This window comes from Neobacillus sp. PS3-12 (genome assembly GCF_030915385.1).
Lineage (GTDB): Bacteria > Bacillota > Bacilli > Bacillales > Cytobacillaceae > JAEVLT01.
On sequence record NZ_CP133268.1, the window covers coordinates 4,141,175 to 4,164,366 of the forward strand.

23 protein-coding genes and 1 pseudogene are annotated in these 23,192 nt (G+C 37.8%); 17 read left to right on the forward strand and 7 right to left on the reverse strand.

Going from position 1 to position 23,192, the window contains the following annotated elements; translation table 11 throughout:
- The first annotated feature begins 377 nt into the window (after positions 1–377).
- From pdhA to lpdA, 4 genes are all read left to right on the forward strand, one after another.
- A complete protein-coding gene (gene pdhA, locus RCG17_RS20930; protein WP_308172003.1) occupies positions 378–1,493 on the forward strand; it encodes a pyruvate dehydrogenase (acetyl-transferring) E1 component subunit alpha in 1,116 nt (371 codons plus the stop codon).
- Positions 1,494–1,496: 3 nt separating this feature from the next.
- The gene (locus tag RCG17_RS20935; RefSeq protein ID WP_308172004.1) at positions 1,497–2,474 is read left to right on the forward strand and encodes an alpha-ketoacid dehydrogenase subunit beta; all 978 of its coding nucleotides are present in this window, start codon (positions 1,497–1,499) and stop codon (positions 2,472–2,474) included.
- Positions 2,475–2,560: 86 nt separating this feature from the next.
- On the forward strand, positions 2,561–3,841 hold the full coding sequence (locus RCG17_RS20940) for a dihydrolipoamide acetyltransferase family protein (protein WP_308172005.1): 1,281 nt from the start codon (positions 2,561–2,563) through the stop codon (positions 3,839–3,841).
- Between the two features lie 4 nt (positions 3,842–3,845).
- Positions 3,846–5,258: a dihydrolipoyl dehydrogenase gene (gene lpdA / locus RCG17_RS20945; protein WP_308172006.1), complete on the forward strand. Its 1,413-nt coding sequence runs from the start codon at positions 3,846–3,848 to the stop codon at positions 5,256–5,258.
- A gap of 415 nt (positions 5,259–5,673) precedes the next feature.
- On the opposite strand, the gene RCG17_RS20950 is transcribed toward lpdA, so the two are convergent.
- The gene (locus RCG17_RS20950; RefSeq protein WP_308172007.1) at positions 5,674–6,108 is read right to left on the reverse strand and encodes a DUF1885 family protein; all 435 of its coding nucleotides are present in this window, start codon (positions 6,106–6,108) and stop codon (positions 5,674–5,676) included.
- A 150-nt stretch (positions 6,109–6,258) separates the two neighbouring features.
- Here RCG17_RS20950 and RCG17_RS20955 point away from each other — a divergent pair, with 150 nt between their 5' ends.
- Both RCG17_RS20955 and RCG17_RS20960 read left to right on the forward strand, forming a co-directional pair.
- Positions 6,259–6,558, forward strand: a complete 300-nt coding sequence (locus RCG17_RS20955) for a DUF3055 domain-containing protein (protein WP_308172008.1) — start codon at positions 6,259–6,261, stop codon at positions 6,556–6,558.
- Between the two features lie 194 nt (positions 6,559–6,752).
- The gene (locus tag RCG17_RS20960; RefSeq protein ID WP_308175905.1) at positions 6,753–6,875 is read left to right on the forward strand and encodes a GapA-binding peptide SR1P; all 123 of its coding nucleotides are present in this window, start codon (positions 6,753–6,755) and stop codon (positions 6,873–6,875) included.
- 64 nt (positions 6,876–6,939) lie between these two features.
- Here the strand turns inward: RCG17_RS20960 and RCG17_RS20965 are convergent, their stop codons facing one another.
- Positions 6,940–8,412: an aminotransferase class I/II-fold pyridoxal phosphate-dependent enzyme gene (locus RCG17_RS20965; RefSeq protein WP_308172009.1), complete on the reverse strand. Its 1,473-nt coding sequence runs from the start codon at positions 8,410–8,412 to the stop codon at positions 6,940–6,942.
- 257 nt (positions 8,413–8,669) lie between these two features.
- On the opposite strand from RCG17_RS20965, the gene RCG17_RS20970 reads away from it, so the two are divergent.
- Positions 8,670–8,942 carry a UPF0223 family protein gene (locus RCG17_RS20970; protein ID WP_308175906.1) on the forward strand — a complete coding sequence of 91 codons (273 nt, stop codon included), beginning with the start codon at positions 8,670–8,672 and terminating at the stop codon, positions 8,940–8,942.
- 69 nt (positions 8,943–9,011) lie between these two features.
- Here RCG17_RS20970 and RCG17_RS20975 read toward each other — a convergent pair whose 3' ends face one another.
- A complete protein-coding gene (locus tag RCG17_RS20975; RefSeq protein ID WP_308172010.1) occupies positions 9,012–9,644 on the reverse strand; it encodes a YktB family protein in 633 nt (210 codons plus the stop codon).
- 215 nt (positions 9,645–9,859) lie between these two features.
- Here RCG17_RS20975 and RCG17_RS20980 point away from each other — a divergent pair, with 215 nt between their 5' ends.
- Positions 9,860–10,054: a hypothetical protein gene (locus RCG17_RS20980; protein ID WP_308172011.1), complete on the forward strand. Its 195-nt coding sequence runs from the start codon at positions 9,860–9,862 to the stop codon at positions 10,052–10,054.
- Between the two features lie 254 nt (positions 10,055–10,308).
- Positions 10,309–11,106: an inositol monophosphatase family protein gene (locus RCG17_RS20985; RefSeq protein WP_308172012.1), complete on the forward strand. Its 798-nt coding sequence runs from the start codon at positions 10,309–10,311 to the stop codon at positions 11,104–11,106.
- 152 nt (positions 11,107–11,258) lie between these two features.
- Here RCG17_RS20985 and RCG17_RS20990 read toward each other — a convergent pair whose 3' ends face one another.
- Complete coding sequence (locus RCG17_RS20990) at positions 11,259–11,444, reverse strand: YlaF family protein (protein WP_308172013.1); 186 nt, start codon at positions 11,442–11,444, stop codon at positions 11,259–11,261.
- 216 nt (positions 11,445–11,660) lie between these two features.
- Between RCG17_RS20990 and typA the strand changes: the two are divergent.
- From typA to RCG17_RS21005, 3 genes and pseudogenes are all read left to right on the forward strand, one after another.
- Positions 11,661–13,498, forward strand: a pseudogene (typA, locus tag RCG17_RS20995) (translational GTPase TypA).
- 114 nt (positions 13,499–13,612) lie between these two features.
- Positions 13,613–13,927: a YlaH-like family protein gene (locus RCG17_RS21000; RefSeq protein ID WP_308172014.1), complete on the forward strand. Its 315-nt coding sequence runs from the start codon at positions 13,613–13,615 to the stop codon at positions 13,925–13,927.
- Between the two features lie 23 nt (positions 13,928–13,950).
- Positions 13,951–14,238, forward strand: coding sequence for a hypothetical protein (locus RCG17_RS21005; protein ID WP_308172015.1), 288 nt, complete (start codon positions 13,951–13,953; stop codon positions 14,236–14,238).
- Between the two features lie 35 nt (positions 14,239–14,273).
- Here the strand turns inward: RCG17_RS21005 and RCG17_RS21010 are convergent, their stop codons facing one another.
- Positions 14,274–14,474, reverse strand: a complete 201-nt coding sequence (locus RCG17_RS21010; protein ID WP_308172016.1) for a YlaI family protein — start codon at positions 14,472–14,474, stop codon at positions 14,274–14,276.
- Positions 14,475–14,732: 258 nt separating this feature from the next.
- On the opposite strand from RCG17_RS21010, the gene RCG17_RS21015 reads away from it, so the two are divergent.
- Complete coding sequence (locus RCG17_RS21015) at positions 14,733–15,188, forward strand: pyridoxamine 5'-phosphate oxidase family protein (RefSeq protein ID WP_308172017.1); 456 nt, start codon at positions 14,733–14,735, stop codon at positions 15,186–15,188.
- A 14-nt stretch (positions 15,189–15,202) separates the two neighbouring features.
- Here RCG17_RS21015 and RCG17_RS21020 read toward each other — a convergent pair whose 3' ends face one another.
- Positions 15,203–15,796 (reverse strand): YhcN/YlaJ family sporulation lipoprotein, encoded by a 594-nt coding sequence (locus RCG17_RS21020; protein WP_308172018.1) that lies wholly within the window; start codon positions 15,794–15,796, stop codon positions 15,203–15,205.
- Positions 15,797–15,959: 163 nt separating this feature from the next.
- Between RCG17_RS21020 and RCG17_RS21025 the strand changes: the two genes are divergently transcribed.
- Positions 15,960–17,288, forward strand: coding sequence for a PhoH family protein (locus tag RCG17_RS21025; protein ID WP_374120854.1), 1,329 nt, complete (start codon positions 15,960–15,962; stop codon positions 17,286–17,288).
- A gap of 31 nt (positions 17,289–17,319) precedes the next feature.
- Here the strand turns inward: RCG17_RS21025 and RCG17_RS21030 are convergent, their stop codons facing one another.
- Positions 17,320–17,817, reverse strand: coding sequence for a peptidyl-prolyl cis-trans isomerase (locus RCG17_RS21030; protein WP_308172019.1), 498 nt, complete (start codon positions 17,815–17,817; stop codon positions 17,320–17,322).
- A 173-nt stretch (positions 17,818–17,990) separates the two neighbouring features.
- On the opposite strand from RCG17_RS21030, the gene RCG17_RS21035 reads away from it, so the two are divergent.
- The 3 genes from RCG17_RS21035 (at position 17,991) to pyc (ending at position 23,157) form a co-directional block, all read left to right on the forward strand.
- Positions 17,991–18,275, forward strand: a complete 285-nt coding sequence (locus RCG17_RS21035) for an Fpa/YlaN family protein (protein ID WP_374120855.1) — start codon at positions 17,991–17,993, stop codon at positions 18,273–18,275.
- Between the two features lie 179 nt (positions 18,276–18,454).
- Entirely contained in the window at positions 18,455–19,660 is a 1,206-nt protein-coding gene (locus RCG17_RS21040; protein ID WP_308172020.1) for an FtsW/RodA/SpoVE family cell cycle protein, read from the forward strand.
- A 56-nt stretch (positions 19,661–19,716) separates the two neighbouring features.
- Positions 19,717–23,157: a pyruvate carboxylase gene (pyc, locus tag RCG17_RS21045; protein ID WP_308172021.1), complete on the forward strand. Its 3,441-nt coding sequence runs from the start codon at positions 19,717–19,719 to the stop codon at positions 23,155–23,157.
- Positions 23,158–23,192 lie beyond the last annotated feature (35 nt).

Consider the following 23,192-nt stretch of genomic DNA (forward strand, 5'->3'; position numbering starts at 1 on the left):
GAAAAAATTTATTAATACAGGTCGAAATTTGTCTTTTCTTCATAAAGAAGTTTTTTATAGTGTAAACTTGTGTTTATCGGTTGACGTGCAAAAAATGTTGATGTAAACTCAGTAATGAACGAGGGGATTGTATCAATTTATTTGAAAAAATAACTAATACAGAATAAAAGATAATCGATCAGAAAGTCCCTTTTGGAAACTGTTTTATAAAACCTTTATTGTCCTACTGTATCAACAGAATGCACAAATCTCTTTTTAAGAAATGCGAAAAATCGATATCATGCTCGTTTTTAAAAAGAATTTGGGCAATCTATACCAGTAATCATTATTTTTATTAAATATCAAATATCTTTTTGAGAAAGGAAGAGGTGGCAAATATGGCTTCTAATACAAAGAACGCCCAGCTTAATGCCAAAAAAACGCTTGACCTAGTTGCAGAACAATTTCAAACCCTCCAAATTTTAAATGAAGAAGGGCAAGTAGTTAATGAAAGTGCAATGCCTGAAATAAGCGATGAGCAGCTTCAAGAATTAATGCGTCGTATGGTTTATACTCGTATCCTTGACCAACGTTCAATCTCCCTTAACCGTCAAGGAAGATTAGGCTTCTATGCTCCTACAGCAGGTCAAGAAGCATCCCAATTAGCTTCCCAATTCGCACTTGAAAAAGAAGATTTCATCCTGCCAGGATATCGTGATGTTCCACAAATCGTTTGGCATGGCCTTCCATTGTGGCAAGCGTTTTTATGGTCAAGAGGACATTTTCAAGGCGGACAGATTCCAGAAGGAGTCAACGTTGCCATTCCACAAATTATTATCGGTGCTCAGTATGTTCAAACTGCTGGTGTTGCACTTGGTTTGAAAAAACGCGGTGTGAAAGCAGTTGCGATTACGTACACAGGTGACGGCGGAACTTCACAAGGGGATTTCTATGAAGGAATGAACTTTGCCGGTGCACTTAAGGCTCCAGCCATCTTTATTGCACAAAATAACCAATTTGCTATTTCCACACCTCGTGAAAAGCAAACTGCAGCAAAAACATTAGCTCAAAAAGCAATTGCAGCTGGAATTCCAGGAATCCAAGTTGATGGAATGGATCCACTTGCTGTTTATGCTGCTGTAAAAGAAGCGCGTGAACGTGCAATAAACGGTGAAGGCCCTACATTTATTGAAACATTAACATATCGTTATGGTCCACATACAATGGCGGGGGATGACCCAACCAGATATCGTACTGCTGATCTTGATAATGAGTGGGAAAAGAAAGACCCATTAGTTCGTTTCCGTAAGTTCTTAGAGAGCAAAGGATTATGGAATGAAGAAAAAGAAAATCAAGTGATTGAACAGGCAAAAGAAGATATCAAAGAAGCCATTAAAAAGGCTGATGCGGCTCCTAAACAAAAAGTAACTGACTTAATGTCAATTATGTATGAAGAAATGCCGCAAAACCTAAAAGAACAATATGAAATTTATCAAGCAAAGGAGTCGAAGTAAATCATGGCTCAGATGACAATGATACAAGCAATCACTGATGCATTGCGTACAGAATTACGCAATGATCCTAATGTGTTAATCTTTGGGGAAGACGTTGGTCTTAATGGCGGCGTGTTCCGTGCAACTGAAGGTTTACAAAAAGAATTTGGTGAAGATCGGGTATTTGATACACCACTAGCAGAATCAGGAATCGGTGGATTGGCTTCAGGACTAGTTCTACAAGGTTTCCGCCCAGTTCCAGAAATCCAATTCTTCGGTTTTATCTTTGAAGTATTTGACCAAATTGCTGGTCAGATGGCTCGTTTACGTTATCGTACAGGCGGTAAATTTAATGCACCAGTTACCATTCGTGCTCCATTTGGCGGCGGGGTACATACCCCTGATATGCATGCTGACAGTTTAGAAGGATTAATGGCTCAATCACCAGGATTGAAAGTTGTTATTCCGTCTACTCCTTACGATGCAAAGGGATTACTAATTTCATCTATTCGTGACAATGATCCAGTTGTTTTCTTAGAGCACATGAAATTGTACCGTTCTTTCCGTCAAGATGTGCCAGAAGAAGAGTATGCTATTCCATTGGGAAAAGCAGATATTAAGCGTGAAGGAAAAGACATAACAATCGTTGCGTATGGTGCAATGGTACACGAAGCGTTAAAAGCTGCTGAAGAGTTAGAAAAAGAAGGCTATTCTGCAGAAGTAATCGATTTGCGTACGATCAGTCCGTTTGATACTGAAACAATTATTGGTTCAGTTGAAAAAACTGGCCGAGCAATTGTTGTTCAAGAAGCACAAAAACAAGCAGGTATTGCAGCACATATTGTTGCAGAAATTAATGACCGTGCAATTTTAAGTTTAGAGGCTCCAGTATTACGCGTTGCAGCTCCTGACACTGTATTTGCATTCCCGCAGGCTGAAGCTATTTGGCTTCCAAATTATAAAGATGTTTTGGAAACTGCCAAAAAAGTATTATCATTCTAATTATAAGGAGGGGGACTGCATAGTTTGTTTCCCTCTTACGCATGAATAAAATGGTAGAAGAAAGAAATTTTAGGAGGTTGACCCTAGTGGCGTTTCAATTTAAGTTGCCAGACATTGGTGAGGGTATACATGAAGGTGAAATCGTTAAGTGGTTTGTTAAACCAGGCGATAAAGTACAAGAAGATGATGTATTATGCGAAGTACAAAACGATAAAGCAGTTGTAGAGATTCCTTCTCCAGTTGAAGGTACGGTTTTAGAGGTAATGGTAGAAGAAGGAACTGTTGCAACTGTTGGACAAGTTCTTGTTTCATTTGATGCACCTGGATATGAGGATTTAAAATTTAAAGGCGATGAAGAAGAGACTGAAGCTGCTCCAGCACAGGAAGCAGCACCACAAGCTGTAGCAGAAGCGCAAGCTCCGGCAGCTCAGGCTGAAGTAGATCCAAACCGCCGTGTTATTGCTATGCCTTCTGTACGTAAATATGCCCGTGAAAAAGGTGTAGACATTCGTTTAGTTGCTGGTACTGGTGATAACGGACGCGTTCTAAAATCTGATATTGATTCGTTCCTTGGTGGAGCAGCTCCACAGCCAGCAGCTCAAGCAGCAGTGGAAGCACCAGCTGAGGCAGCCGCACCAGCACCAACGCCAATTCCACAAGGTGAATACCCTGAAACACGTGAAAAAATGAGCGGAATTCGTAAAGCTATTGCAAAAGCAATGGTTAACTCGAAGCATACTGCTCCACACGTTACTTTAATGGATGAAGTGGATGTAACAAAATTAGTGAAACACCGTAAAAAATTCAAGGAAGTTGCTGCAGCAAAAGGTATTAAGCTTACTTTCTTACCATACGTTGTAAAAGCATTAACAAGTGCATTACGCGAATTCCCTGTATTAAATACATCTTTGGATGATGCAACAAGTGAAATCGTCCATAAGCATTACTATAACATCGGTATTGCTGCTGATACTGAAAAAGGTCTTTTAGTTCCAGTTGTTAAAGATGCAGACCGTAAATCAGTTTTCAATATTTCTAATGAAATTAATGAGCTTGCAACAAAAGCTCGTGATGGTAAATTGGCTCCAAATGAAATGAAGGGTGCATCATGTACCATTTCAAACATTGGTTCTGCTGGCGGTCAATGGTTCACTCCGGTTATTAACCATCCAGAGGTTGCTATCCTTGGAGTTGGCCGTATCGCTGAGAAACCAATTGTTCGTGATGGAGAAATTGTGGCAGCACCTGTCCTTGCCCTATCATTAAGCTTCGACCACCGAATGATCGATGGAGCTACAGCACAGAATGCAATGAACCACATCAAACGATTATTAAACGACCCAGAACTATTGTTAATGGAGGCGTAAGGAAATGGTAGTTGGAGATTTCCCAATTGAAACAGATACTATAGTGATCGGTGCAGGACCTGGCGGATATGTTGCCGCCATCCGTGCTGCCCAATTAGGACAAAAAGTAACGATTGTTGAAAAAGAATACATGGGCGGCGTTTGTTTAAATGTCGGCTGTATCCCTTCAAAAGCACTTATTGCCGCTGGTCACCGTTATGAGACAGCAAAACATTCTGATGCTTATGGCATTACTGCAGAAAATGTAAAAGTTGATTTTACAAAAGTTCAAGAATGGAAAGCCAGTGTCGTGAATAAATTAACTGGCGGTGTTGAAGGATTACTTAAAGGAAATAAAGTGGAAATTGTTCGCGGTGAAGCTTTCTTTGTTGATAGTAATTCACTTCGTGTCATGGGCGAAAAAAATGCGCAAACTTACAATTTCAAAAATGCCATTATCGCAACAGGTTCACGTCCAATTGAATTACCAACATTTAAATTTTCAAAACGTGTCCTAAGTTCTACTGGTGCATTGAGCCTAAACGAAATTCCTGAAAAACTTGTTGTTATTGGCGGCGGTGTTATTGGAATCGAACTTGGTGGAACATATGCAAACTTTGGTACCCAAGTAACCATTTTAGAGGGTGCTGACGAAATTTTAGGCGTTGGCTTTGAGAAACAAATGTCTGCTATTGTTAAGAAGAGCATGAAGAAAAAAGGCGTGGAATTCTATACTAAAGCAATGGCAAAAGGTGTCGAAGAAACAGAAAATGGTGTTACTGTTACATTTGAAGTAAAAGGCGAAGAGAAGAAAATTGACGCCGATTACGTGTTTGTAATGGTTGGCCGCCGTCCGAATACAGACGAAATGGGTCTGGAACAAGCTGGCGTAAAAATGTCAGACCGTGGCATTATTGAAATTGATAAACAATGCCGTACGAACGTTCCTAACATTTATGCGATCGGTGATGTTGTTCCAGGTCCACAATTAGCGCATAAGGCATCTTATGAAGCAAAAATTGCTGCAGAGGCCATTGCTGGAGAGCCTTCTGAAATTGATTATATTGGGATTCCTGCGGTTGTTTTCTCGGATCCTGAGCTGGCAACAGTCGGTTATACAGAACAGCAGGCAAAGGATGAAGGCATTGAAGTTAAGACAGCGAAGTTCCCTTACGCTGCTAACGGCCGTGCCCTTTCACTTGACAGCACTGACGGATTTGTAAAACTTGTAACTCGCAAAGAAGATGGACTTGTAATCGGTGCCCAAGTTGCAGGTGCCAATGCTTCAGACATTATTTCTGAGTTAGGATTGGCTGTTGAAGCAGGAATGACTGCAGAAGACATTGCCATGACAATCCATGCGCATCCAACCCTTGGAGAAATGACCATGGAAGCAGCAGAAGCTGCCCTTGGAAACCCAATTCATATGCTTAAATAATGATAAAAGCGATTTTCCTGAATAAGGAAAGTCGCTTTTATGCTTTAAATATAGATTTTAGAAAATAACTGATTAAATCGGAACATATATATTTTGTAAGAAGGAAATTCATGGTGGTGGAGGTATGAGAGTCTATGTTGTGATGATCTTGCAATTTATGATCTGGAGTGGATTTACATTTGTTGAGTGGCTATCAGTACACGATCAACTTGTTTATAAGGTTATTATGTTTTTTATTTTTTATTATCTAGCTTTTTCACTAGGCCGTTTGGTAACAAAATCTGGGCCTAAAGCATTTTTCATAACTTGCTTAAGTTTAAGTATATATAGTTCCCTCCATTTTACTCTTGGTTATTACCTTCCTCATTAGCGCCACAAGTAACGAATAAAAAAAGCTCCCAAAAGGGAGCGTCTATTACTTTCTAGGATAATAATACATTACTCGTCCATTAAACAGGTGAAGTTCTCCCTGTAATTTTTTTGCAAGGAATTTACCAAATTCATTTGCCTTATTTTTGTCACCGTAAACAGATTGATCGGGTAACGTGATTTGTATGTATGTTTGTTCTTTTTCCTCACCATTTTCTTCGCTAACAACTTCTTGGTCAACGCCAATTAAAATAACATTATAACGCTCGTGAGAACTGGAAAGATAGAACCATTTCCCTTTTCCCTCTGCTGTTTCTTTTATATCGTAAGGAAATGCAGTATCCTCGTAATCCCATTCTACTTGTTCGCCGGTTTTTTCAGTGATTTGCTGATAGTATAAGAAAAGGTCCTTTACTTCGTCTGTTGTAATTGTTTGTTTTAAGGATGAAGGCACCAGCTTTATATAGGCATTTATCGCCATCCAATATTCCTCCTTGACTCCATTATGTATACGATATATTTTAGCACTGATTAAAATATAATGACAACACTTACAAAAAAATGTCTTGTTTTTGTTAGAAAATCAAGTTATAATAAAATTCTAAATATTCAAAAATAAGGGAGGAACGATATGGAATTATTCTCAAAACTCTATGATGAGCAAGAAAATGTTAAAGTAAGATTCGTTGGATTTACCACGGAACATACCCGCTATGATTTTGGAATCGTGTACACGAATATGTTTTTTGGGAAGCCTCTAGTTGTATGTATGCAAACGGGCCGCTCTACACTCCTCGATCCAAGAGATCTCGAAGATTTAGACCACTTGCAGACGGTATTTAGAATCCCTGATAGACAGCAGGCAGCAGACCTTGCTGACTTTTTCGCTGAAACCCTTCCTCCTATTCCATTTACAACACAATATGAATGATTTGGTGATAATCAGTAATATAGCAGGCTTTATTTGAGCCTGCTATTATTATGTACTTTTTATCATGTAAAAGAAAATAAAATACTAGAAAAAAGTTTAATGTGATATACAAATTAGGCTTGAAATCTTAAATGTGTTATATTATTATAAGTATATGGAAGTTAAAACGTTTTCATGAGAAGGGGATTGAAATGATGGGTACAATTGTATGCCAGGATTGCGAGTCAACTATTACTCATTTTGAAGATGAAAAAGTAACTGTTCTATATGGCAAATGCGATTGCTGCTGTGACGGTCAGCATAAAGAGCAGGAATAAAATTATACTAATGTAAAGTTTTTTATAAACGTAAACAGGGCTCCCAAGTGGAACCCTGTTTTTTTCATTGAATTGCTTTATATTCTTTTATAACACGGATTGTTTTAATCTCATCATCTTCAGGTCCTTGAACGGGCAGACCAACTTCAAGATTTTTATGAATATAATGCAGGTTTTCTTTTGTAATAATTTCGCCTGGAATAAAAATAGGGATTCCAGGTGGGTATACCATAACAAATTCGGCAATGATTCTACCCTCAGATTCCTCAAAAAGAATGGTTTCCGTTTCGGCGTAAAAAGCGTCTCTTGGTGTCAATGCAAGAAGCGGGATATCAGGTAAAAGAACTTGCAATGGTTCTCTTTTTTCAGCTCTGTGTTCACACTCATCTGCGAGTTCCTTCAATGCATTGACGAGAATCATTGCTTCTTTTTTTGTATCCCCAGGTGTCACTATGCAAAGGATGTTATAAAGGTCGGACAATTCAACTTCAATATTATGTCTTTCTCTAAGCCATTTCTCTACCTCAAAACCTGTAATTCCTAAATCTTTCACAGAAATAATCAATTTTGTTGGGTCGTAGTCAAAAGTAGCCTTTGAACCTAAAATTTCCTCCCCGACACAATACAAATGCTCAACTTCATTTATTTGCTTGCGCATCATCTGGGCCAGGTTAATCGTTTGTTCAATTAGTTCCTTACCTTCTGTTGCTAAGCGTTTACGGGCAACATCCAATGAAGCGAGTAACAAATAAGAAGTAGACGTGGTAGTTAGCATGCTTATAATGGATTGGACCCGTTTAGCAGAAACACGGCCTTCCTTAACGTTAAGAATGGAACTCTGGGTCATGGAACCACCCAGCTTATGAACGCTAGTGGCCGCCATATCAGCGCCTGCCTGCATGGCAGATAGGGGGAGCCCGTCATGGAAATGAATATGTGCCCCATGTGCTTCATCAACTAATACAGGAACATTGTGGGAATGAGCGATTTCTACAATCTTCTTCAAATCTGCTGAAATACCAAAATAGGTTGGATTAATAACAAGAACACCTTTGGCATCAGGGTGCTGCTGCAGTGCTTTTTCAACAGCATCGTTTGTAATGCCATGGGAAATTCCAAGTTTCTCATCTATTTCTGGATGAATAAACACAGGCACTGCTCCTGAAAAAACAATGGCTGACATGACTGATTTATGAACATTTCGGGGGACGATAATTTTATCGTCAGGGCCGCAAACTGCCATAACCATCGTCATGATTGCTCCGCTCGTACCTTGTACAGAAAAGAATGTATGGTCAGCACCGAATGCCTCCGCAGCGAGGTCTTGTGCTTGTTTGATAATTCCTTTTGGACTATGAAGATCATCAAGAGGACCAATATTGATTAAATCAATCGATAAAGCATTATCGCCGATAAAACTTCTAAATTCAGGATCGATTCCAGTTCCTTTTTTATGACCTGGAATATGGAATTGTACTGGGTTCTTCTTTGCGTGCGCTAATAAACCGCTAAATAACGGTGTTTCATATTGGGACAATTTATCTATACACCTCTATTTCAAAAGATACTCGTTGAAAACATTTCAAAACAAATGAATTATAGCATTTTAGACTGTCGTTGCATAGAAAAAATCATTGGTTATTATCACTTCATCCTAAGTTTATCTTAGTTTTTCAATTAAAAAGGAAATTAACCTTTGAGAACGAACTAAAAACAAATCACAAGGAGTTAAACTTTCAACTTCACCGCAAATAGGGTAAATTAAATATGATAAAAGCTAAAGCAGGTGACATAATGGAATATCAGTATCCCATCGATTATCATTGGACAACAGATGAAACCATCACTGTTATTCATTTTTTTGAAGCAATTGAAAAAGCATACGAAAAAGGAATTGAACGAGAAGAATTGATGGCTGCCTATCGTCGTTTTAAAGAAATTGTTCCAAGCATTGCCGAAGAAAAAAAGCTCTGTGGCGAATTCGAAGAAATGAGTGGATATTCTTCCTATCGAACAATCAAAAAAGCCAAAGAGGCAGGTTCAGGAGACAAAATCATGATGAAATAAAAGAGGGGGAACCTGCTCTCTTTTCAATTTGGTAGGAAAAAAATAAACGTCTAGGCTGCGCCTAAACGTTTATTTTTGTAAAAGTGAAATTTTGTAAAGTGGCATCAGCGTCTTAAATGTATCTTTGACGACAGATAGAAACTTATCACCGTCGGTTAGGATTGGATCGTTAGCTTGAATTTGCTGACCTACAAGAAATTCTGCTTTCTTTACGTCCCGAAATCTTTTAAGGGCCGCAAGCAAACCTTGTTTACCCATACTATCCATTGCTTTGGCTTCCTTTTTCATATGATCAAGGGAAATATAGAAATCATTTGGGATCGTTTTTGACACGTTTTCAAATTCCTCAAGAAAGTTTTTCGCTATTTCCGTCTTATTCGGTAATTCGTAAATGAAAGCCAGCCAAATAAAAACATGGTCGTCAAATAAGCCAACTTGAAAATGCGGGTGCTGTTTATATCCCCGTTTATTCGCTGCAATTGCTAGCCATGTATCCTGTGGCGGATTAACGGTGCGCCGAGCGTGTTTTGCAATGTGAAGAAACATTTCAGTTTCCGCAGCTTCAGTGAGTTCAGTAGTCAATTCCAGCCCAATGGTTTGAAACTTTGGACGGATGCGCTCTTGAATTGCCCCCATCCGTCTGTCTAGACCCTCTATTTTAAATGTGTCAAAATCTGATTGATCGAAACCTTCGAAGTGCATTTCCAAAATCTCCTTATCCATTTTCTAACAAGAAAACTTTATCCTAAGATTCTTTTTCTAAGTATTTTAACATAGTTATGGATTACCTGAAATTTTTCTGCTTTATAACACAACTAGGTGTTAGCACATATTTGTTGCAACCATTCATTTATCCTCATATTATAATAATAAAAATAATCAGAAAAATCAGTTTATGACTAAGGAGGTTATGATCGATGAGACAAGTGATGAATACTTCCCGTAAAAAAACTGGAGATAAAGAAAGATCTGCTGTATTAAGATTGGAAATGGATTATGAACTAGCCACACTATTTGAGGCAATGACAGAAAAAAATGAAGAAAAAATGAAAATTTGCAAGCAAAAGCTGGAAAGAATCCGCCAAGAATTATTACGTTTAAAAGCTCTGTAAGATTGCAACTAAGGGGAAACATTGAAAAATGGAACTGCTTTTTTCTGTGAATTAGAGCGAACTCCTATGGCTATGAAAATAGGAGTTCGTTTATTTTTTACACTTTGTTGTTTATAAAAAATTAATGAAAGGCACAGTCTTATAGTTGAAGGTGTGAACCTTTTTTAATAAGCTTATACTATTAATGTCGTGTCGCCGTTAACATACATATTAACTATAATGATGGAAAGAAACATCGGATTAGGGGGGTACAAATGAATTGGGAAAGTATTGCAGCAATTGCTAAACAATGGATAATGGAAGCTGGTCAAACAATTCGAACTTCATTTGAAATGAAATTAGATATTCAAACCAAATCAAACGCTAATGATTTGGTAACGAATATGGATCGAGAAGTTGAACAGTTTTTTATTAAAAAGGTTAGGGAGACCTTTCCTGATCATAAAATTTTAGGAGAAGAGGGCTTTGGAGATAACCTCGAAAATTTAGATGGGGTAGTATGGCTGCTTGACCCTATCGACGGTACAATGAATTTTGTTCACCAACAGCGCGATTTTGCCATATCAGTAGGTATTTTTGAGGATGGGGTTGGGAAAGTTGGTATGATTTATGATGTAGTTCGTGACGAACTTTATCATGCTGTTAAGGGCAATGGGGCCTATCTGAATGAGAAGAAATTATCTGAATTACCACAAGTAGATATTCAAAAAGCAATTATTGGCATCAATCCAACATGGCTAATGGAAAATCGTCGAATTGACCATAATTTGCTCATTCCACTTGCAAGGGATGCCAGAGGATTACGTTCATATGGCTCTGCTGCTCTGGAAATGGCTTTTGTGGCAGCAGGGAGAATTGATGCCTACGTCGCATTAAGACTTGCTCCATGGGATTTTGGCGGGGGTTCTATCCTAGTTGAAGAGGCTGGTGGAAGTGTAACCAATTTAAAAGGGGAAAAATTAGACTTTCTGACCAAAGATACGCTGCTCGTAGCAAAGCCAGGACTTCATGAAAAAATCTTAAAAAAATATTTAAATGATGGAAATTGGTAACCATAAAAAAAAGCCCGAAAAAATTTTTTGGGCTTTTTTTTAGCTAATGGGAAAGGATAAATTTTTATCAAAATTTATCCTTTCCCATGTCGCATAAGTGCAACTACGCTTCTGTCTTCGCCCTTTCGGGCTTGCCAATCGGCGAGTTTTCTTTATAGCTCGCCATTTCGGCGCATTTGGGCCTTTCTTTTAAATCCTAGACCCATAATAAGTGTGAGTGCAATCAAGCAGGAAATAGTGCCAATAATGCTTTGCTCCGCAACAGCTACACCAATTCCGATAATACTTGCGGCAGAAAGAATTGCATAGATGAGAAAAACCCATTTGATCTGTTTCATTCAAAAATCCCCTTTTTGTGTTACTCGTTTTGTAATATTTTGTTGATAAATCAACTTGAATCCTGTTAATATACATTGTACAATAAAATGCTTTTAGGTTTCTACAATAAAATGCTTTTAGGTTTCTACAATAAAATGTGGTATAATATTTTAGTTGTGAATGGGAGACTAAGATTAGTTCTATTTTTATATAAATTTAATTAGGAGTGAAATTTTTTGAAATTAAGAGAAGATATACGTAATATTGCCATCATTGCCCACGTTGACCATGGTAAAACCACCTTGGTGGATCAGTTGTTAAAACAATCTGGAACATTCCGTTCAAACGAGCATGTGGAAGAGCGTGCCATGGATTCAAATGATTTGGAAAGAGAACGTGGAATCACGATTTTAGCGAAAAATACCGCAATACAATATAAAAACACCAGGATCAACATTCTCGATACACCAGGACACGCTGATTTTGGCGGTGAAGTAGAACGGATCATGAAAATGGTTGATGGTGTATTATTGATTGTTGATGCTTACGAGGGATGTATGCCACAAACTCGATTTGTGCTTAAAAAAGCATTAGAGCAAGAATTAACACCAATTGTTGTTGTTAATAAAATTGACCGGGATTTTGCTCGTCCTGCAGAAGTGGTTGATGAAGTAATCGATTTATTTATTGAACTTGGAGCAAATGAAGATCAGCTTGAATTTCCAGTTTTCTATGCTTCAGCTATTAATGGAACAGCAAGCACAGACCCTGAAAAACAGGATGAAAATATGAAGTCCTTGTATGAAGGGATTATTGAACATATTCCTGCACCAGTTGATAATCGGGATGAACCGCTGCAATTCCAGGTTGCCCTTTTAGATTATAATGATTATCTTGGCAGAATTGGAATTGGCCGTGTGTTCCGGGAACAATGAAGGTTGGCCAGCAAGTAGCCTTAATGAAATTAGACGGATCTGTTAAACAATTCCGTGTAACAAAACTATTCGGTTTCTTTGGTTTAAAACGTCAGGAAATCGAAGAGGCTTATGCCGGTGATCTTATTGCTGTTTCAGGAATGGAAGACATTAACGTAGGAGAAACTGTTTGTCCAATTGAACATCAGGAAGCATTACCAATTTTAAGAATTGATGAGCCAACATTGCAAATGACCTTCTTAGTAAATAACAGCCCGTTTGCTGGAAAAGAAGGAAAATATTTAACTTCACGCAAAATTGAAGAGAGATTACGTGCACAATTGCATACAGATGTCAGCTTAAGAGTTGACAATACTGATTCTCCTGATGCTTGGATCGTATCTGGCCGTGGCGAGCTTCATTTATCAATTTTAATTGAAAATATGCGCCGAGAAGGATATGAACTTCAGGTTTCTAAACCAGAAGTTATTGTTAGAGAAATTGATGGAGTACGTTGTGAGCCGATTGAAAGGGTTCAAATTGATGTTCCTGAAGAAAATACAGGAGCGATCATGGAATCAATGGGAGCACGTAAAGGTGAACTACTTGATATGATTAATAATGGAAATGGTCAAGTTCGTTTAATCTTTAATGTACCTGCACGTGGACTGATCGGTTATACAACTGAATTCATGACTCTAACACGTGGTTACGGGATTCTTAACCATACATTTGACAGCTATCAACCAATGATTGCTGGGCAAGTTGGCGGCAGACATCAAGGTGTACTTGTGTCAATGGAAACAGGCAAGGCGACAACATATGGAATTATGCAAGTGGAAGACAGGGGAACGATTTTTATTGAACCGGGAACAGAGATTTACGAGGGTATGATTGTTGGCGAAAACACTCGTGAAAGTGATATCACGGTTAATATTACAAAAATGAAACAACAAACAAACGTTCGTTCCGCTACAAAAGATCAAACAAACGTAATTAAAAGACCACGGGTTATGACTTTAGAAGAGTCTTTAGAATACTTAAATGATGATGAGTATTGTGAAGTAACTCCTGAGTCAGTACGTCTTCGTAAAAAGATTCTTGATAAAAATGAACGTGAAAAAATGGCTAAAAAGAAAAAATTTGCAGAGATGAGCTAAATAGCTCATCTCTGGGCTTTAGAGAACCCGTCAGTGATGGATTGTCTGCTATGAGGTCACAAGCCCAACACGAAAAAAGCTGATGGAACTATCAGGAGGAGGCTTTTTGGAGACATGAATATTACGGAACGACTTTCATTCTTCGCTGCTCTTTATAAAGTGAATGAGCAGCCAAAGGTTGGCATGTGGCTTTTGTATCTAACGATTGTTGTTTTATCGATCATTGTCTATAAACTGGGATTTGCAAAGAAACTCCCGTTTTATCAATCGATCATTATTTATATCTTTTTAATTCTGGGCTGCACGATATTAACGTTTTTTGGGATATTTTTACCGGTTGCTGAAGGTCTGGTCGTTGCGGCGCTTATTTTAATTATTTACAAAATCCGCCTCCATCAATCGAAAAAACAACAGGCAGATATGAAATAAGGGGGATGGGGAGTTTGTTCTCATTGCAGGATACACTATATAATTGGCTGACAATCAAGGTAGTATGCGATGATCGCCCTGATGATACAGCAGCAAAAGAAACAATGGATCTGTTTGAAAAGAGCTTATTGGAAGAGCATAAAGTAACCGATATAGAGGTTCAAAAAGAAGAACCATTCTATTTTGTTTCCTATACGGTTAATGAAGAGCGAAAGAAACAGCGCTACCCAATTGAATTAATAGATATCATGCTTAACCAAATAAATGAAAGTCCAGATCGATATGAAAACTTTCCAATTGAAGAAGACTAAAAAGCGGAAGCACTAAAATGTGCCTCCGCTTTTTTTTACCAATTATCATTATTTGGACGAGATCGATACAGACGGAAATTTCCTGAACTGATTCGTTCTTTTGTTTTTTCGCTAATTCTGTTATTACATGCATCACACATATATGTATGAATCGGACGGTTTCTCAACCGTTTTGCCAACAATGATTCATCGTTGATTGACTCGATTTTATCGCAAATTACACACTTAACTCTCATAAAACACCTCGAATCTTTCTTTTTACGAGAACAACTTTATTATAGTATATCATGACCATTACTTTATTTCGAAAGTTTCGTAAAACGTTATGATATAATACTCCCTTTCCTGATCCAACTGTTTTATTTGAACGATTTAGACTATAGTAGTAATATAATGATAGTAATTATCAGTTATGCTCTGTTAGAGGAGTGGGAATCAACAGCTAAATTTAACAGAGTTATCAGTTAATATAAAATGATGGAAGGGGTAAAAGTATGGCAAATCAAGTAGAAGAAAAACTAATTCAGCCGTTATTCGATAAATTGCAAAAGGAGAGATTTGTGACCATTGCAACCGTTGATTTTGAGTCGGGTGGACCTAATGTCAGCGCCATTTCATGGGTGTTGGCAAAAGACGAACACACAATTTATTTTGCAGTTGATAATCGTTCCAGGATTATTCAAAATATTCAAAAGAATAACATGGTTGTTCTTAATTTAATTGCCAATGAATCTACATACTCCATTCAAGGAGCTGCAATGGTAAAACAAGAAAAATTGGCTGAAGTTCCATTAAAGCTTGCATTGGTTGAAATTAAGATCAAAGAAGTACGGGATGTTATGTTTTATGGTTCGAAAATCGTAACAGAACCAACATACGATAAAACCTATGACAAAAATGCAGCCGCTCGTCTGGACAAACAAGTAATGGACGCAATAAAAAAAGCCTAGGAACTGGGCTTTTTTTATTGCTTTGATTTCTGGTGGTTCGATTGTTCTTCTTGCTTTTGGTTTAAATTCTTTCTTTCATTTTCCGTAAGTTTACTCTTTTGATCTTCTGTTCCTGTTTTAGGTGTAGGATTTAATAAATTCCCTGGAATCTCAGGCATAAGCCTTCCGGCAACCTCTGCGAGTTGATTCATGATTCCTTGAATAGGTTTTCCTCTTTGAATTTCGGTAGAAATATCTTTTAACCGTTGGTATGTATCAGGATCTGCTATTACAACTGCATTTGCACCATTGGGATCTTTTCTTAAAGCTTCAGCCACTGAATACTTTATACTTCCGACCTGGGAACGATCAATCTTGGCATTTACATCAATCCCAACAAGTGCATATCTCCCTAAAACCACGGCTGATGCATCATGCACATTAGGAATACTTGTAGCAAGCGTTACTAAATGCTTGGAAATCTCCTGCCCAGTTTTTCGATCTACGTTTTGGATATTACTGTTTTTTACGTTAACCGATTGTTGATTTACGTTATTATGAATATTTTTATTTGTATTGCAGCCGCTTAAAATCAGAAAAACGACCACAGTCAGCAAGATTTTTTTCATTATTTCAGACACCTCCGCAATGAAGCACAACTAATTGACTTTATTGTGTGGATTTTCGTCTATCTTTATTCCAATAAACATATATTTTACCAAAGTCCTATCTAGCAAAAGGATTTGTTCTTCCACTGTAGGATCTATATTAAGAGAAGCGGGAGGCATCGGATTGAGTAAAATTTATGTTTTAGATACAAACGTCTTGTTACAAGACCCGTATTCCATTTTCTCTTTTGAAGACAATGAGGTTGTGATTCCGGCAGTTGTCCTAGAAGAAGTGGACTCCAAAAAAAGATATATGGATGAGATTGGAAGAAATGCAAGGCATGTATCCAGATTAATTGATAATTTAAGGGAAACAGGAAAATTACATGAAAAAATCCCGCTGGAAAATGGTGGTTCTTTAAGAATTGAATTAAACCACCGATCATTTCATGAACTGCAGGACATATTCATCGAAAAAACGAACGATAATCGAATTCTTGCAGTTGCAAAGAATTTATACTTAGAGGAACAGACGAAGGAAGAAGGGAAAAAAGTTATTCTTGTTAGTAAAGATGCTCTCGTTCGGGTAAAAGCTGATGCAATAGGTCTGTATGCGGAGGACTTTTTAAGCGACCGTGTCGTCGAGGTCGATCATATTTATACTGGTTTTATAGAGGTATATCTGCAAGTGGATCTTTTGAACCGTTTTTATGAAAAAGGAGAGCTCTCCCTTTCAGAAATTGCCAATCACCCGTTTTATCCATATCAATATTTAATAATGAAAGATGCGTTGGGGGGATCTGCTTCAGCACTCGGTATGGTGGATAAATCCAGTAAAAAGGTTAAGAAATTATCAATCAATCAAGAGCATGTTTGGGGGATCAATTCAAGAAATGTCCAGCAAACGATGGCAATTGAATTATTATTACGCAGAGATATCCCGCTTGTCACTTTAATTGGAAAAGCTGGTACGGGAAAAACCTTGTTAGCACTTGCTTCGGGGTTATTGCAAACGGAGGATTTTAGGGTATATAAGAAGTTGCTTGTTGCAAGGCCAATCGTTCCGGTAGGGAAGGATTTGGGCTATTTGCCAGGAGAAAAACAAGAAAAGCTGCGACCGTGGATGCAGCCAATCTATGATAATCTCGAGTTTCTATTTAATACAAAAAAACCGGGTGAACTAGATGCTATTTTAGCTGGAATGAGTTCAATCGAGGTTGAAGCTTTAACCTATATCCGCGGCAGAAGCCTCCCTGAGCAGTTTATTATTATTGATGAGGCACAAAACCTAACCAAACATGAAGTAAAAACGATTTTAACACGGGTTGGGGAGGGAAGTAAGATTGTATTAATGGGTGATCCGGAACAAATTGACCATCCTTATTTAGATGCCTATAATAATGGACTAACTTATGTTGTTGAAAAATTTAAGGACCAAACCGTTTCAGGTCACGTAAAGCTGTTAAAAGGGGAAAGATCTGGTTTAGCAAGATTGGCTGCTGATTTATTGTAAAAAACAACGGGTGCAAATTGCACCCGTCTGGTTATTTAACGATTAAAGCTGTTACATTTTTAATTGGATTATTTCGATTCGAGCCATCTTTATATAAAATGTGGATAGGTCCATCCTCTTTCAATGGCTTTCCGTTATCTGAAAACTGGAAGATAAGGTCATAAGCGACCGAAAGCGGTACTTCAATTTCACCATCTATTGTTTGGATGATGAGTAGTTTTGCATCTTCACTAGGTTCCGCATTTTTTAGAAAAGGTTTAAAGGCAATTCCAAAAGTTCCGGTTAATACTTTTTCCTTTTCAAACTTTTTTTCAGCTTTCAATGTTGGAGGATATGTTGCGCCTTCAGTAATCTCTCGATCCCAATGCTTAGAGACTGCTTTCGTATATTCCTCCAATTCATCTATTTCTTGTTGCTCTTCATGAAAATAGGTATTTAAATCAATTCGGCGATCATCGAAAATCCATACTCCTGCGTCCACAGTAATGGGATACTTTACGTTTCCTGTTAATAAAAAAATTTCTGCCATTTCTAATTCCCCCGTTCTTAACACTATTAAAGTATAGCTTTTTTTCTGTTAATTGTCATTTCGCTGTTATTCTTCACCAAATAGGGAATGTACTTTAAATGTTCTTGCAATTTTTATTATTTAAGGGTAAAATTTATAGATAGTTTAACAATCGCTCTCGAATGGGGGGATCAATGTTGGCGTCTGGTACGATTGTGGATCATCAAGAAAAAGCTTTTGCTCTATTACAGGCTGACGCTGAAAAAATTTTAAGGCTTATCAAAGTTCAAATGGATAACCTCACGATGCCTCAATGTCCTCTGTATGAAGAGGTATTGGATACGCAAATGTTCGGATTATCTAGGGAAATTGATTTTGCTGCGCGGCTTGGACTAATTAATATGCTATCCGGGAAAGAAATTTTAGATAAATTAGAAAGAGAGCTTTCTGCTCTTCATGAAGCCTCGATAAAAAAATAATGAAAAAAAACTCAAACAGGTTATTGTTTGAGTTTTTTATTAAACCTTATTTTCATAATCTAATAAAAATTATAAATATGTTTATATTAATAGAAAAGTTCCTTTTCCTCAGGAATTCTAGGCAATAATCTTTTATAATAAAAACTAATGAATAAATCCTAAAAATGAGGAAGAGATTGATGATAAAGAAAATACTAAAATCCTATGATTATTCTTTGATAATCTCTATAATTCTGTTGTCTATTTTTGGTCTGGTAATGGTTTATAGCGCAAGTATGGCTTCAGCTGTCCAAAGATATGGTGTTAGTAGTGATTATTTTTATCAAAAACAAAAGCTATTTTTATTGGGCGCAGCATTTTTCTTTGTACTTTTTTCCGCTTTTCCTTATAAAGCAATGAAAAGTAATAAAATATTAGGACCAATGGTGTTTCTATCATTGATTGGTTTAGTATTTCTTTTTATTTTTGGACATGTTGCCGGTAATGCTCAAAGTTGGTTTAGAATCGGATCATTTAGTCTTCAGCCCTCCGAATTTGTAAAACTTTGTGTCATTATCTACCTAGCTGCCGTTTATGCTAAAAAGCAATCATATATTAATCAGTTCAATAATGGAGTCGTACCTCCATTAGCTTATTTACTCTTAGTCTGTGCTTTAATTGCGATACAGCCGGACTTCGGTACTGCTGGGATTATTGCACTAATAGCAGCAGCTATGATATTATCTTCAGGAATGAATTTTAAAAATTTTGCGAAACTTGTTATTATTGGTATGATAGTGTTATTACCTGTACTTTTGGTTCTTCAGGGACAGATTTTTTCAACGAAACGTGTCGATCGTATCTCTGTTTTAAAGGATCCCTTTGCTGTTGAGCAAACTTCCGGATATCATCTGGCTAATTCATATATTGCGATCGGTTCTGGTGGAGTAAATGGACTGGGATTAGGGCGAGGTATCGAAAAATTGGGTTATTTGCCGGAATCTCATACGGATTTTATTATGGCTGTAATAGCTGAAGAGCTTGGAGTATGGGGTGTCGGTTTTATCATTATAGTATTGGGCTACATAGTGCTAAGAGGAATTTATATTTCCTTGCAATGTAAGGACCCGTTTGGAAGTCTGCTGGCTATTGGTATATCGAGTATGATCGGCATCCAATCATTTGTTAACCTTGCAGGAGTATCAGGTGTGATCCCGCTGACGGGAGTACCACTTCCATTTATAAGCTATGGTGGCTCCTCTTTGATCCAATTGGCAATTGCTACTGGCATTCTAGTTAATGTTTCCATGTTTGTTAATTATGAAAAAAAATATAAAAATAATACACAGGAACAGAAGAAACATTCAAGTAAACACTCAGGGAATGTATTTCAGATTCGTACTTAGCGCGCAGTTACTTTTTCTGTGCGTTTAATAAATGAGGGAGATTGAGGTGCTAAAAATTGACAAGAAAAATTAATAAAGTGCTCGTTGCCAACAGAGGAGAAATTGCAATCCGTGTTTTTCGGGCATGTAGTGAATTGAACATCCGCACTGTGGCAATTTATTCTCGGGAAGATTCTGCTTCATATCATCGATATAAAGCCGACGAGGCTTACCTGGTTGGAGAAGGAAAAAAACCGATTGATGCTTATTTGGATATCGAGAACATTATCGAAATCGCAAAGGAAAGATCAGTTGATGCCATTCATCCAGGATATGGATTCCTCTCTGAAAACATTCACTTTGCAAGACGATGTGAAGAGGAAGGCATTATTTTTATTGGACCTAAAACAGAGCATCTGGATATGTTTGGAGATAAAGTAAAAGCAAGAACGCAAGCTGAACTTGCCCAAATTCCTGTTATTCCAGGAAGTGATGGTCCAGTCAAGAGTTGGCAAGAAGCAAAAGCGTTTGGAGAACATGTTGGGTTTCCAATTATGATTAAAGCAGCACTTGGCGGGGGCGGCCGTGGAATGAGAGCTGTTAAAGAGCCGGAGGAAGTTCAGGAAGCATTTGAACGGGCCAGCTCAGAAGCTAAAGCTGCGTTTGGAAATGATGAAGTATACATTGAAAAACTTATTGAAAATCCAAAGCATATTGAAGTTCAGATTATTGGTGATCAGCATGGGCACATTGTTCATTTATATGAACGGGATTGTTCAGTTCAACGCCGTCATCAAAAAGTGGTTGAGGTTGCTCCATGTGTGTCGATATCGAGTGATTTACGTGCAGAAATTTGTGATGCAGCCGTTAAATTAATGAAAAATGTTAACTATATCAATGCTGGGACAGTAGAATTCCTGGTTTCTGGTGAAGAGTTCTACTTTATCGAGGTAAACCCTCGTGTTCAAGTTGAACATACCATTACCGAAATGATTACAGGTATTGACATTGTCCAAACACAAATTTTAGTTGCTGAAGGTTATGATTTGCATAGTAAAACGGTTGGAGTTCCAGTTCAGGAACAGATTCAATCTACTGGCTTTGCGATTCAGTGCCGAGTAACAACAGAAGATCCGTTAAATAACTTTATGCCGGATACTGGGAAAATAATGGCTTACCGCTCTGGCGGCGGCTTTGGTGTCCGACTCGATGCGGGAAATGCCTTTACTGGAAGTGTCATTACACCTTATTACGATTCCTTACTTGTGAAATTATCTACATTCGCCTTGAATTTTGAGCAAGCTGCTGCCAAGATGATGCGTAATTTACGCGAGTTTAGAATCAGGGGAATTAAAACGAATATTCCGTTTCTTGAGAATGTGGTGAAACATCCAAAGTTTATTAAAGGTGAGTATGATACATCATTTATTGATTCAACACCTGAACTTTTCATGTTTCCAGTTAAAAAAGACCGCGGAACAAAAATGCTTAATTATATTGGAAATGTCACTGTAAATGGATTTCCTGGGGTTGAGAAGAAAAAACGCCCTGTTTTTTCAAAACCAAGAGTACCAAGATTAAAATATGACATTGACTACAAGGATGGTACAAAACAGATCTTGACTGAAAAAGGTGCCGATGGACTTTTAAACTGGATAAAAGATCAGAAGCAAGTTTTATTAACTGATACCACATTCAGGGATGCACATCAGTCACTCTTGGCGACACGAGTACGTACAAAGGACTTTGAACATATTGCGGAGCCTACTGCAAAACTCTTGCCAGATTTATTTTCAGTAGAAATGTGGGGCGGAGCTACTTTCGATGTTGCTTATCGCTTCTTAAAAGAAGATCCATGGGACCGCCTGTTAAGTCTTCGAGAAAAAATGCCGAACGTTTTGTTCCAAATGCTGTTTAGAGGGGCAAATGCAGTAGGTTATAAAAACTATCCAGACAACGTAATTAGAGATTTTATTGAGAAATCTGCTTATAGCGGTATTGACGTGTTTCGTATTTTTGATAGCTTAAACTGGGTAAAAGGAATGGAAACAGCAATTGATGCAGTCCGCGGGACGGGGAAAATTGCTGAGGCTGCCATTTGTTATACCGGGGATATATTGGATCCAACAAGAGTAAAGTATAATTTGAATTATTACAAAACCCTGGCAAGAGAACTGGAGTCCCAGGGTGCTCATATTTTAGCCATTAAAGATATGGCAGGACTTCTAAAACCTGAGGCAGCTTACCAGCTTGTTTCCGAGTTAAAAGATTCCATTGATATCCCAATCCATCTGCATACACATGATACGAGCGGAAATGGTGTCTTCACCTATGCAAGAGCCATTGAGGCGGGAGTAGACATAGTTGATGTTGCGGTAAGTTCGATGGCAGGATTAACCTCGCAGCCAAGCGCAAACTCACTCTATTATGCGCTTGTAGGAAATAAACGCAGACCTGATGTCAGAATTGATGCACTTGAACAACTTTCTCATTATTGGGAGGATGTTCGTGAGTACTACCGTGATTTTGAAAGTGGTATGAAAGCACCACATACAGAAGTTTATCAACATGAAATGCCTGGAGGACAGTATAGCAATCTTCAGCAGCAGGCAAAAGCTGTTGGCCTTGGAGAACGCTGGGATGAAGTGAAAACAATGTACGCTCGGGTTAACCAAATGTTTGGTGATATTGTAAAAGTTACTCCATCCTCAAAAGTTGTCGGAGACATGGCTCTCTTTATGGTGCAAAATGAGTTAACAGAGGAAGAAGTTTTACAACGAGGAAATTCACTCGATTTTCCTGACTCTGTGGTTGAACTATTTCAGGGTTATCTAGGTCAGCCTCATGGAGGATTCCCAGAAGAACTTCAAAAGGTCATTTTAAAAGATCGTAAGCCTTTGGAAGTAAGACCTGGAGAGTTACTTGAGCCAGTTGATTTTAAATCTTTACGAGATGAGCTATTTAATGAATTGGGAAGACCTGTTACCAGTTTCGAGGTAATTGCATATGCGCTATATCCTAAGGTATTTATGGAGTATAGTAAAACAGTTGAGCTGTATGGAAATTTATCAGTACTCGATACACCAACATTTTTATATGGTTTGCGGTTAGGTGAAGAGATTGAAATTGAAATCGAAACAGGGAAAACACTTATGGTTAAGCTGGTTTCTGTTGGACATCCGCAGCCTGATGGTACAAGAGTCGTTTACTTTGAGCTAAATGGACAACCGCGTGAAGTGGTAATCAAAGATGAAAACATAAAATCAACCGTGCAAACAAGAATTAAGGCAGATCCAAAAAATCCACATCATATTGCAGCATCAATGCCGGGAACAGTCCTAAAAGTTCTTGTCGAAAAAGGAGAAAAAGTGGAGCGCGGCGACCATTTAATGATTACTGAGGCTATGAAGATGGAAACAACCGTTCAAGCTACTTTTTCTGGTGTTGTTAAGGATTTATATGTGGCAAATGGTGATGCTATTCAAACAGGAGACTTATTAATAGAACTTTCTGAGTAATAATAGTAAATAGGAATGGAATAAATATAAAATAG

What these genes read in the sequence shown, in the direction of transcription:
- pdhA (WP_308172003.1), top strand. Translation starts at nt 378, where the DNA reads ATGGCTTCTAATACAAAGAACGCCCAGCTTAATGCCAAAAAAACGCTT.
- RCG17_RS20935 (WP_308172004.1), top strand. Translation starts at nt 1,497, where the DNA reads ATGGCTCAGATGACAATGATACAAGCAATCACTGATGCATTGCGTACA.
- lpdA (WP_308172006.1), top strand. Translation starts at nt 3,846, where the DNA reads ATGGTAGTTGGAGATTTCCCAATTGAAACAGATACTATAGTGATCGGT.
- RCG17_RS20950 (WP_308172007.1), bottom strand. Translation starts at nt 6,108, where the DNA reads ATGGCGATAAATGCCTATATAAAGCTGGTGCCTTCATCCTTAAAACAA.
- RCG17_RS20955 (WP_308172008.1), top strand. Translation starts at nt 6,259, where the DNA reads ATGGAATTATTCTCAAAACTCTATGATGAGCAAGAAAATGTTAAAGTA.
- RCG17_RS20960 (WP_308175905.1), top strand. Translation starts at nt 6,753, where the DNA reads ATGGGTACAATTGTATGCCAGGATTGCGAGTCAACTATTACTCATTTT.
- RCG17_RS20970 (WP_308175906.1), top strand. Translation starts at nt 8,670, where the DNA reads ATGGAATATCAGTATCCCATCGATTATCATTGGACAACAGATGAAACC.
- RCG17_RS20975 (WP_308172010.1), bottom strand. Translation starts at nt 9,644, where the DNA reads ATGCACTTCGAAGGTTTCGATCAATCAGATTTTGACACATTTAAAATA.
- RCG17_RS20980 (WP_308172011.1), top strand. Translation starts at nt 9,860, where the DNA reads ATGAGACAAGTGATGAATACTTCCCGTAAAAAAACTGGAGATAAAGAA.
- RCG17_RS20985 (WP_308172012.1), top strand. Translation starts at nt 10,309, where the DNA reads ATGAATTGGGAAAGTATTGCAGCAATTGCTAAACAATGGATAATGGAA.
- RCG17_RS20990 (WP_308172013.1), bottom strand. Translation starts at nt 11,444, where the DNA reads ATGAAACAGATCAAATGGGTTTTTCTCATCTATGCAATTCTTTCTGCC.
- RCG17_RS21000 (WP_308172014.1), top strand. Translation starts at nt 13,613, where the DNA reads ATGAATATTACGGAACGACTTTCATTCTTCGCTGCTCTTTATAAAGTG.
- RCG17_RS21010 (WP_308172016.1), bottom strand. Translation starts at nt 14,474, where the DNA reads ATGAGAGTTAAGTGTGTAATTTGCGATAAAATCGAGTCAATCAACGAT.
- RCG17_RS21015 (WP_308172017.1), top strand. Translation starts at nt 14,733, where the DNA reads ATGGCAAATCAAGTAGAAGAAAAACTAATTCAGCCGTTATTCGATAAA.
- RCG17_RS21020 (WP_308172018.1), bottom strand. Translation starts at nt 15,796, where the DNA reads ATGAAAAAAATCTTGCTGACTGTGGTCGTTTTTCTGATTTTAAGCGGC.
- RCG17_RS21030 (WP_308172019.1), bottom strand. Translation starts at nt 17,817, where the DNA reads ATGGCAGAAATTTTTTTATTAACAGGAAACGTAAAGTATCCCATTACT.
- RCG17_RS21035 (WP_374120855.1), top strand. Translation starts at nt 17,991, where the DNA reads ATGTTGGCGTCTGGTACGATTGTGGATCATCAAGAAAAAGCTTTTGCT.
- RCG17_RS21040 (WP_308172020.1), top strand. Translation starts at nt 18,455, where the DNA reads ATGATAAAGAAAATACTAAAATCCTATGATTATTCTTTGATAATCTCT.